Raw genomic sequence first — 9,867 nt, 5'->3', positions numbered from 1 at the left:
CGGCCGAGCCGGGTGAGGGCCAGCGCGGTGCCGGCCTCCGGCGGCGAACCGGCCAGCGGGAACAGCGAGGCGAGCAGGGCCGCCAGCGCCGCGAGCCGTACGCGCCCGCGCTCCTCCCAGCCGGGGCCGTACGCGGAGAGGGCGATCTCCTCCAGCTCTTCCAGGAAGACGGCGGCCGAACGGGGCCGGTCGTCGGAGTTCTTGGCCATGCCGTACGCGACCAGTTCGCGCAGCGGCCGGGGCACGCGCTCGACCGGGACCGGGTCGGAGCGGTGGGCGGCGGCCAGGGCCCAGTGGCCCTTCACCGGGAACGGGCGCTCGCCGGTGAGGCACTCGTAGCAGACCGCGGTGGCCGCGTAGACGTCCGTGGCCGCGCTGACCGCGCCGGTGGCCCACTGCTCCGGCGCCATGTACGCCGGAGTGCCGGCCGCGCCGACCTCGTCGCCGGCGCGTACGGCGACGCCGAAGTCGGCGAGCTTGCTGTGCCCCTGGTCGTCGATGAGCACGTTGGCCGGTTTGTAGTCGCGGTGCACCACCCCGGCCGCATGCGCGGCGGCGAGGCCGAGCAGCGATCCCTTGAGCACCAGCAGCGCGGCCTCGGGCCCGGTCGCCCCCTCGGCCCCGATGACGTCCTTGAGCGTGACGCCCTCGACCAGCTCCATCACGAGCGCCGCCGAGCCCGGCGTCTCGACGTACTCGTAGAAGCGGACGATGTGGGGGTCGTCCAGCCGCGACATCAGCCGGGCCTCGGTGCGGAAACGCCGCAGGAAGTCCTCGTCGGTGCGGAGCCGCCCGGAGAGGTACTTGATGGCCACCGGAGCGTTCGTCGCCTCGTGGACCGCGAGCATCACCTTTCCGGAGGCACCTTCGCCGAGTGGGCGCACGTGCCGATAACCCGGAACCGTCCAGTCACCGTCCATGGCGATCCTTGCTCTAAGCGACGCATGCGTGGTTCGACCTGAGCAACCGCTATGTGTGCGACGCCTGGAGAGAGGACCAGGTTGGTGTCACCCCGCCGCTGTGTCCGGATGCGGCCACGGTCGGTCACGATCCGGACACAGCGATGGAGGGTTTTCAGTTGGCGTTCTTCGGCCCGAGCTTCTCGACGATCAGCCGATAGAGCTGCCGCGGACGACCCGGCTGGGGGGTGCGGTTGGGCGGCAGCGGCCAGGCGAGACCCTCCTCCACCAGGGTCCGCAGCAGCCGCCGTGCGGTGCGCGGGGTCACGCCGAGCATGTTCCCGGCGTTCTCCGCGTCGACGATGAGCGGCTGCTCCTGGTCGCCGAGCCGGTCGGCCAGCCGCGCGAGGATCTCCAGCCCCTTGGGCTTGGCCGGAGACTGCGCACGCGGCGGGGTGCGGGGCGCGGGTACGTCGCCCCGGCCGTCGCGGTCGAGCGCGAAGCCCTGCGCCCGCTGCGAGGTCTGCGACCGCGCCAGCGCCGCCCGGGCGTGGCTCTCGGCCTCCTGGGCGGTACGGCCCATGCCGATGCCCACCTCGATGGCCAGGCCCAGCTCCTCGCGTACCCGCTCGACGAAGGGCGGGGTGCGGAAGCCCTCGGTCGCCGCCGCGATCGACCCACGCGTGGCGGTGACCAGGTAGCTGTGGTCGTCGAGCGGCCACACCGCGGCGCTCATCCGGTGCGCCTCCTGGAGCAGGAGCCGCTGCAGCGACAGCTTCAGCTCCTCACGCCAGTAGCGCGGGGTGACCCGCCGGGGCGTCTCGCGCAGCGTCGGCACGTCCACCAGGACGACGACGAGCTGGGACTCCTCCAGGCGATGGTGCGCCCCGAGCAGCGCCGAGGTCTGCAGCGCCGACCGGATCGCGGCGCCCGTCGGCCGGATCCGCAGCGTCGGCACGCCGGCCAACTCCAGCCGCTCGGCGGTCGCGTGCACGCAAGTGAGCGCGACACTTGTGGCGCCGCGTCGCCAAAGACGCTCGTGAAACGCGGCCAACGTGCCCGGCCCGGCAGCCTCCTCGCGCAAGTGCACGTGATCGGTGTTGAGGTCGATCTCGCCGAAGGCCTCTTCGACCTCGGCGCGGGTGAGCACGTCGATGCTCACCCGCTCGGGCTCGTGCCGCTCGTCGAGTGACGCCCGCAGGAGCGCGCCCTGCAGGGCGGCCCCGTTGAGCGGCACGTACGTCGCGGGCATCGTGAGCACACCCGCCTTGCGGGCGAACTCGTACGGCACCGGGCTCGCGAAGAGGCAGACGTCCACCCCCGACCCGAGCCGTACGACCTTGTCCGCCGCCTCCTGTTCGTCGCGGTACGCGGCCGCGACGAGCCGGCTCGGTACCGATGTCGGGCCGTGGCCCATGAGCATGACCCGTTCGACCAGGTCATGTGGGCCGACGACCCCAATTGTCAGATCCGGAGTTACCGAACCACTCCGTGGACCGCTCATGTAAGCCCCCTCCTGGCTTCGAGCGGTCGTGGGTGGTTCCCGGCCGGTGAGGCCTGTCGCTTACCCCCGTTTGCGTCCGTCCTTGGACGGCCTCCACCCAACGCATGACTCATACCTTTGACGCCCCTGTCTGGTCGACAGCCCCTGCCTCCGTGTACTTCATTCCTCCATTGGGCAGATCGGCCGGAGACCACGAGATGTGACGCCTCTGAGCAAAATCGGTTAAGAGCACGTTGAAAAACTACTAGTAGGGCGGATCCGGTGAGGAACTTATTACTAACCGGACAGGTAACAAACCGTCGGGTATCCGTCTGACATATACCGGTCAGTACGCGTCAGGCGATGCGTTCGATCTCCGCGCCGAGTGCCGTGAGCCGCTCCGCGACATGGGCGTGGCCCCGGTCGATGTAGTAGGCCGACGTGATCGTGGTCTCGCCCTCGGCGGCCAGGCCGGCGAGCACCAGCGCGCTGCCGGTACGCAGGTCGTGCGCGACCACCTCGGTGCCGCGCAGCCGGGTCACCCCGTGGACCTTCGCGCGGTTGCCGTTCACCTCGACGTCGGCGCCCATGCGCACGAGCTCCTCGGCCAGCTTGAAGCGGCCGTCGAAGATCCGCTCGTAGATGTAGCTCTCCCCCTCGGCCTGCGACGACAGCGCCATGATCGGCGACTGCAGGTCCGTGGCGAAGCCCGGGTACTCGTCGGTGATGACGTTGATCGGCCGCAGCGGCCGGTCACGGCGGACCTGGAGCACCGCGCCCTGGGAGTGGAACTCCACACCCATCTGCTCCAGCTTGTCGCCCGCCACCCCGAGGTGCTCCAGCGAGGCGCCGACGAGGCTGACCTCGCCACCGGTCATGGCCGCGGCCATGACCAGCACGCCGGTGTCGATCCGGTCCGGCATGACCGTGTGCTCGACCGCGGTGAGCCGGTCGACGCCCTCGACGGTGATGAATCCGGTGCCGCCGCCGGTGATCCGCGCGCCCATGCGCTGCAGGAGCGTGATGACGTCGAGGACCTCGGGCTCCAGCGCGCAGTTCTTGATCAGCGTGGTGCCGTGTGCCAGCGCGGCCGCCATGAGGAGGTTCTCGGTGCCGGTGTGCGACGGCGTGTCGAGGTAGAGCGTGCCGCCCTGCAGATGGCCCGCCTTGACGTGGATCGAGCCTTGACCGTCGTCGGTGACCTGCTCGGTCACCGTGGCGCCCATGCGCTTGAAGCCGTTGTAGTGGAAATCCAGGTTACGGCTGCCGAGATTGCAGCCGCCGACCCCTTCGATGACCGCCTCGCCGAGCCGGTGCAGCAGCGCCGGCACGAACAGGAACGAGCCGCGGAAGCGGGCGGCGATCTCGGCGGGCAGTACCGGGCTGGTCAGCGTGGAGGCGTCGATCACGAGAGTGCGCTCGGCCTCGTGCAGCTCCGCCTTGGCCCCGATCGCCTGGGCCAGCTCGACGGCTCGCCGTACGTCTTCGATGATCGGGACGTTGCGCAGGACTGTACGGCCCTTCGCCGCCATCAGCGACGCCCCGATCATGGGCAGGACGGCGTTCTTCGCGCCCTGCACGAACACGGTGCCGCGCAGCTCGCGGCCGCCTCGTACGCGGTAACGGACCTCGTGGCCCAAGCTCATAGCGCCGATACTCCTTTGATGCGGGGATTGACTTGACCTGCCCGCTCTGTCGTCAGCGGGTCACGAGTGCCCACACACGGCGTGTGCCGCGTGGGGCACAGTATTCCACCGGGTCTGCTGCGGCATGACCGAAACATCCGGTCTTGTTCGCCCACTCGATCTCTTAGAGACGCCCCGCCGGGGATTGGTTCGGACCCGGTCGTGGCGGTCTCAGACGTCGCCGGCGGTTCAGCATGTTCTCCGAGTGTCTCATGTGGGCGAACGTCGCGTAGAGCCCCATACGGCGTCACCTGGGCAAATGTTGTCAAACGTGCGCGGGATGCCGTTCTGGCTGGAGGAACGCCGCAGGCCCTGGTCGTCTCTGCGGCCGGAGCGGCAGGTGGCGGTCGCGTGCGGCGGATGGCGCGCGTACGACGGCCGGAGGCCCCGTGGTAGCGGTCACCTGCGCGGCCCTGAGATGCACGCCCGGAACGGCGCCGTCAGGCGCGCGCCGTCTTCACCGCGTCGCCGACGTGGATGGTGCCGAACGTGCGCGGGATGCCGTTCTGGCCGAAGAACACCCCTTGGCCGCCGCTGTCCTTGGGCTTCGTGCGGTACGCGGCGAGCGTGCGCAGCGGCTCCCGGCCGCGCAGGCCGGTCTCCTGGTCCGTGGTGGTGATCACACAGCGGTCGCAGGGCTTGACGAGATCGATCTCCACCGGGTCGATCCACAGCCGCTCCACCGAGTCCTCACCGAAGGCCCCGAGGCCCTCGATGACGATGCTGGGGCGGAAGCGGTTCATCGGCAGCGGCTCTTCGAGCCGGCCGTTCAGGTCGGCCAGCGACTCGGCCGAGATCACGAGGAACGGATACCCGTCGGCGTAGGCGACCGTGCCGCCGCCGCGCGAGGTCTCCCGGCGGCCCGTGAACCGTACGAGACGGCACTCGACATCGAGCAGGGCTCCGAACCAGTCGGCCGCCTCGTCGCCCTGGTCGATGCCCTGGCACGTCGTCGCGGGCATCCGGACGTCGCAGAGCGGGCCGTCGGAGCGTGCCTCGTGGACGAGCGGCGTCACCGCGTCCATGGCGTCCACGAGGAGTTTCTGGCCGTCGTAGGAGGGCCGCAGCCGCGCCATCCGCGGCACCTCGCGTTGGGACAGCCGCGCCCCGTCGGGCCGGATGAGCACGAACTCGCGGTCGTAGCGGATACCCGTCGGGGTCACCTCGGCGCTCATCAGCGAGGTTCCCCCGCCGCTCTTCAGCGGATAGACGTGAAGCTCCCGGACGAAGGCTCGCACGTCAGGGCCGCCTCTCACGTCAGGGCCGCCAGGCGGTCGAACATCCCCGCCAGCCGTTCGACGTAGCGCTCCGGCCGGCACACCTCATCGAGCCGTGCCTCGTCGAGGGTCTGCCCGGCGTCGGCGGCGTGCCGGCGCAGGGTCTCCCGGAACGGCACCCCGGTCTCCCAGGTCTCCATCGCGGCGCGCTGGACCAGCGGGTACGCCTCGTCGTCGCGCGACATCCCGGCGTTCACGAGTTCGAGCAGCACCGTGCTCGTGTAGATCAGGCCGCCGGTGGAGTCGAGGTTGGCCCGCATCCGCTCGCGGTCCACGACGAGGCCGGTGACCAGCCGCTGCGTCAGGTTGAGCATGTAGTCGAGCGCGATGGAGGCGTCCGGCAGCGCGATCCGCTCGGTGGAGGAGTGGGAGATGTCCCGCTCGTGCCACAGCGGTATGCCCTCCATCACCGGGTTGACCTGGGCGCGCACGATCCGCGCCATGCCCGCCAGCCGCTCGGACATGATCGGGTTCTTCTTGTGCGGCATGGCGGAGGAGCCCTTCTGCCCCCGGCCGAACGGCTCCCACAGCTCACGCACCTCGGTGCGCTGGCCGTGCCGTACCTCCAGCGCGATCGCCTCGCACACGGTCGCCATGATCGCCAGCGCGGACGTCCACTCGCTGATGCCGTCGCGAATCACGACCTGCGTGGACACGTCCGCCGGCCGCAGCCCGAGCGCCTCCGCGACGTATCGCTCGACCTCCGGGTCGATGTTGGAGTACGTGCCGACGGCGCCGGAGATCGCGCAGAGCCCGACGGCCTCACGGGCCCGCCGCAGCCGGTCGCGCGAGCGCGCCATCGCGAACGCGAAGTCGGCCACCCGGTGCCCCCACACGTCGGGCTCGCCGTGGATGCCGTGCGTACGGCCGACGCGTAGCGTGTCGCGATGCTCCAGCGCGTGGTCGCGCAGCGCCGCCACCAGCGCGTCCGCCTTGGCCAGCAGCAGATCGGTGGCCTCGGTGAGCTGGAGCGCCAGCGCGGTGTCGAGCAGGTCCGAGGAGGTCATGCCGAAGTGGACGTACGCCGCGGCCTCACGCGGCACGGTGTTGTCCGCCCAGGTGCTGAGGAACGCGATCACGTCGTGCTGCGTGGTCGCCTCGATCTCGGCCACACGCTCGGGAGCCGGCGGTGGAGCGGAACGCACCGGCTCGACCGCGTCGGCCGGGACGGTGCCGGCCTTGGCGTGCGCCTCCAGCACAAGGGTCTCCACCTTGCACCACAGCTCGTACTTGTGCGCGTCACTCCAGACGCGGCCCATCTCCGGAAGGGTGTAGCGCTCGATCACCCCCACAGTCTCCCAGGTCCAGACCCGGATCCGATCCGCGCGGGTCAGATCCTCCGGCGCGGCCACCGCAACGGGCCGCCGAGGGACCTGTCCCGGACGCCCGGATACCCAGTCCGCCCGGGCGACACGCCCCACCCGCCTGGGGGCTTCAGCCCTCCAACGTCATGTTCTGTTGGGGGAAGTGGGTGTGGCGGGCGGTGGATAACTCACAGGCGAGGGATGGCTCAGGCTCGTGCTGCGATGTCCGTGCGGTAGTGGACGCCGCGGATGCGGATGCGGTCGACGGCCGCGTAGGCGCGTGTGCGGGCGGTGGCGATGTCGGGGCCGGTGCCGACGACGCTCAGCACCCGGCCGCCGCCGGTGACCGGCAGGCCGCGTTCGAGCCTTGTGCCCGCCTGTAGCACGTACGCGCCCTCGACCTCGGCGACCTCCTCCAGCCCCGCGATCGGGTCGCCGGTGGTGGGCTTGTCGGGGTAGTTCTCCGCGGCGATCACGACGGTGACGGCGGCGCCCGGGTGCCACTCGATCGGCGGCACCGTGCCGAGGGTGCCGACCGCGCAGGCCTCCAGCAGGCCGGCCAGGGGCGTGGCCAGCCGGTCGAGGACGACCTGGGTCTCCGGGTCGCCGAACCGGGCGTTGAACTCGATCACGCGCGGGCCGTCGGCGGTCAGTACGAGCCCCGCGTACAGCACGCCGACGTACGGCGTCTCGCGGCGGCGCAGCTCGTCGACGGTCGGCTGGATGATCTTTTCGGCCACGTCGGCGGCGAGGTTCGGCGGCGCCCAGGGCAGCGGGGTGTAGGCGCCCATGCCACCGGTGTTGGGGCCCTCGTCGCCGTCGTGGGCGCGCTTGAAGTCCTGCGCCGGCAGCAGCGGCACCACCGTGACGCCGTCGGTCAGGGCGAACACCGAGACCTCGGGACCGTCGAGGAACTCCTCGACGACCACCCGGTCGCAGGAGTCCGCGTGCCGTTCGGCCAGTTCGCGGTCGTCGGTGACGACGACGCCCTTGCCCGCGGCGAGGCCGTCGTCCTTGACCACGTACGGCGGCCCGAACGCGTCGAGCGCCTCGCGCACCTCGCCGGAGTCCTCGCAGACGCGTGAGGCCGCGGTCGGGACCCCGGCCTCGGCCATGATCTCCTTGGCGAACGCCTTGGAGCCCTCGATCTTCGCCGCCTCGCGGTCGGGCCCGAAGCACAGCAACCCCGCCCTGCGTACGGCGTCGGCGACCCCGTGGACCAGCGGAAGCTCGGGTCCGATCACGACCAGCCGGGTCTCGAGCCGCTGGGCGAGCTCGACCACGGCGACCGGGTCGGTGGGATCGAGGACGTGGTTGTCCGCGAGAGCGGCCGTGCCGGGGTTGCCGGGGGCACAGTGCAACGCGGTGACATTGGGATCGAGGGCGAGGGAGCGGACCAGAGCGTGCTCGCGTCCGCCCGAGCCGAGAACGAGGACTCGCACGCACAGAGCCTATCCAGAACCGAATGCCCCGAAGTGCGCGATCACTAGGAGGGAAGCGATGGGAGGATGAGCGTGTTATACGGGAGTACGCCGGTCGGACGGTTCACCCACGGGGACAGGGAGCCGAAAAGTCGCCGGTAAAAAAGTTGGGGATCGTGTGAACCAGGCGTCCTACATGGGCGTCCTCTTACCCGGTATAGCCTTGAGCTCGGGCTCTGGCGCCAACGGACCTAAGGAGGTGGTTGTGATGAGTCCTGGTGATCCTTGCGGAAACGCCGAGATTCCTCCTAGTACCACCCCCTCTACTCGGCGTCCGGCCGCTCGCGGCGCGCGTTCCCCGTTCTAGCTCGGGCTGACGCGCGGACACGCGCGTGTGCCGGGCCGGGGAAGGACCCCCCATGGCCATGACAAAGGTTCGTCCGACCCGCGCTACCCGCGTTCTCCTCAAGCCCCTTGCCCGCCCCGGGCGCGGCACCTCGCCCGCCACCGCCCGCCGGGGCTCGGCCGTCATCGACTGGGGCGCCTACATCGACGGCAAGCGTGTCGACACCCCCGACGTCGCGGACGCCGTGCAGCTCGTACGCGCCCAGGAGTCCTCCGACCACCCCACCAACCTGCACACCGACGCGGAGAGCCGCTTCGTGTGGGTCGGCCTGCACGAGCCGGACGCGGCCGAGCTGGAGCGCCTGGCCGAGGTGTTCGGCCTGCACCCGCTCGCCGTCGAGGACGCCATTCACGCCCACCAGCGCCCCAAGTTCGAGCGCTACGACGACGTGCAGTTCTTCGTCATGAAGACGGTCGGCTACGTCGAGCGCGGCGACTCCGACGTGGTGCAGACCGGCGAAATCGCGATCTTCTGCGGCCCCGACTTCGTCGTCACCGTGCGCCACGGTGACCACGGTGCCCTCGGCCCCGTGCGCATGCGCCTGGAGGAGAGCCCAGAGCGGCTCGCCCTGGGCCCCGCGGCCGTCCTGCACGCCATCGCCGACCGGGTGGTGGACGAGTACATCTCCGTCGCCGCGGCGGTGCAGGAGGACATCGACGACGTCGAGGAGTGCGTCTTCTCCGCCGACGCCACCAACCAGGCCGAGCGGATCTACCGCCTCAAGCGCGAGGTCATCCACCTCAAGCGCGCCGTCGGGCCGCTGGCCGGCCCGATGCGCAACCTGGCGAGCCGCCGGTTCGTGCCCGCCGAGATCCGGGAGTACTTCCGCGACGTCGACGACCACCTCTCCCGCGTGCGGGAGCAGGTCGAGTCGTGCGACGAGCTGCTCACCCCGATCCTGCAGGCGCACCTCACGCAGGTGACCGTGACCGACAACCACGACATGCGCAAGATCTCCGCATGGGCGGCGATCCTCGCGCTCCCGACCGCGATCACCGGCATCTACGGGATGAACTTCCGCCACATGCCGGAGCTGCACTGGAAGTACGGCTACGCGCTCGTGCTCGGCATCATCGCGGCGTCCTGTTTCACGCTCTACCGCCGCTTCCGGCGCACCGGCTGGCTCTGACGCCACCCGCCAGGATGGCACTCTGGGCCTGTGTGGGAGAGGGTGACGATCGGGCGCGGCGGGGCGCGGGTCAGCCGTCGCGGCGGGATCTACCGCAAGGAGTCCGATGACCCGCGGATCGATCTCGTCGCGGAGGGCGACCGCCTGGCATGGCTGCGGCGGCAGGGCATCCCCGCCGCCGAGGTGCTCGACTGCCGGCCCGGGCTGCTGGTCACCGCCGAGGAAGGGGGCCCGTCGGCGGCCGAGCCGTGGGCGGCGGCGGA

The 9,867-nt window shown here is 70.8% G+C and carries 7 protein-coding genes and 1 pseudogene; 2 read left to right on the top strand and 6 right to left on the bottom strand.

Translation table 11 applies throughout. The annotated features are described in order from the left end of the window. The 6 genes from ACFFNX_RS31740 to purD form a co-directional block, all read right to left on the bottom strand. Positions 1 to 920 (bottom strand): serine/threonine-protein kinase (locus ACFFNX_RS31740; protein WP_378209552.1); only part of this gene is annotated, 920 nt, incomplete at its 3' end. Between the two features lie 154 nt (positions 921 to 1,074). Beyond that, on the bottom strand, positions 1,075 to 2,337 hold the full coding sequence (locus ACFFNX_RS31735; protein ID WP_378209553.1) for a transcriptional regulator: 1,263 nt from the start codon (positions 2,335 to 2,337) through the stop codon (positions 1,075 to 1,077). Positions 2,338 to 2,738: 401 nt separating this feature from the next. Then, positions 2,739 to 4,028, bottom strand: a complete 1,290-nt coding sequence (gene murA, locus ACFFNX_RS31730; protein WP_378209551.1) for a UDP-N-acetylglucosamine 1-carboxyvinyltransferase — start codon at positions 4,026 to 4,028, stop codon at positions 2,739 to 2,741. A gap of 479 nt (positions 4,029 to 4,507) precedes the next feature. Beyond that, positions 4,508 to 5,305, bottom strand: a complete 798-nt coding sequence (locus ACFFNX_RS31725; RefSeq protein ID WP_378209550.1) for an MOSC domain-containing protein — start codon at positions 5,303 to 5,305, stop codon at positions 4,508 to 4,510. A 14-nt stretch (positions 5,306 to 5,319) separates the two neighbouring features. Continuing rightward, complete coding sequence (purB, locus tag ACFFNX_RS31720) at positions 5,320 to 6,630, bottom strand: adenylosuccinate lyase (RefSeq protein WP_378209549.1); 1,311 nt, start codon at positions 6,628 to 6,630, stop codon at positions 5,320 to 5,322. Between the two features lie 224 nt (positions 6,631 to 6,854). Beyond that, positions 6,855 to 8,090, bottom strand: a complete 1,236-nt coding sequence (gene purD, locus ACFFNX_RS31715) for a phosphoribosylamine--glycine ligase (protein ID WP_378209548.1) — start codon at positions 8,088 to 8,090, stop codon at positions 6,855 to 6,857. 404 nt (positions 8,091 to 8,494) lie between these two features. On the opposite strand from purD, the gene corA reads away from it, so the two are divergent. Further along, positions 8,495 to 9,604, top strand: coding sequence for a magnesium/cobalt transporter CorA (corA, locus tag ACFFNX_RS31710; protein WP_378209547.1), 1,110 nt, complete (start codon positions 8,495 to 8,497; stop codon positions 9,602 to 9,604). Between the two features lie 42 nt (positions 9,605 to 9,646). Next, positions 9,647 to 9,867: pseudogene (locus tag ACFFNX_RS31705) on the top strand (hypothetical protein); the annotation flags it as partial.

It is taken from the genome of Actinoallomurus acaciae (assembly GCF_042429965.1).
Lineage (GTDB): Bacteria > Actinomycetota > Actinomycetes > Streptosporangiales > Streptosporangiaceae > Actinoallomurus > Actinoallomurus acaciae.
The sequence above is the reverse complement of the archived record's forward strand: the minus strand, read 5'-3'. Positions and strand labels throughout refer to the sequence as shown.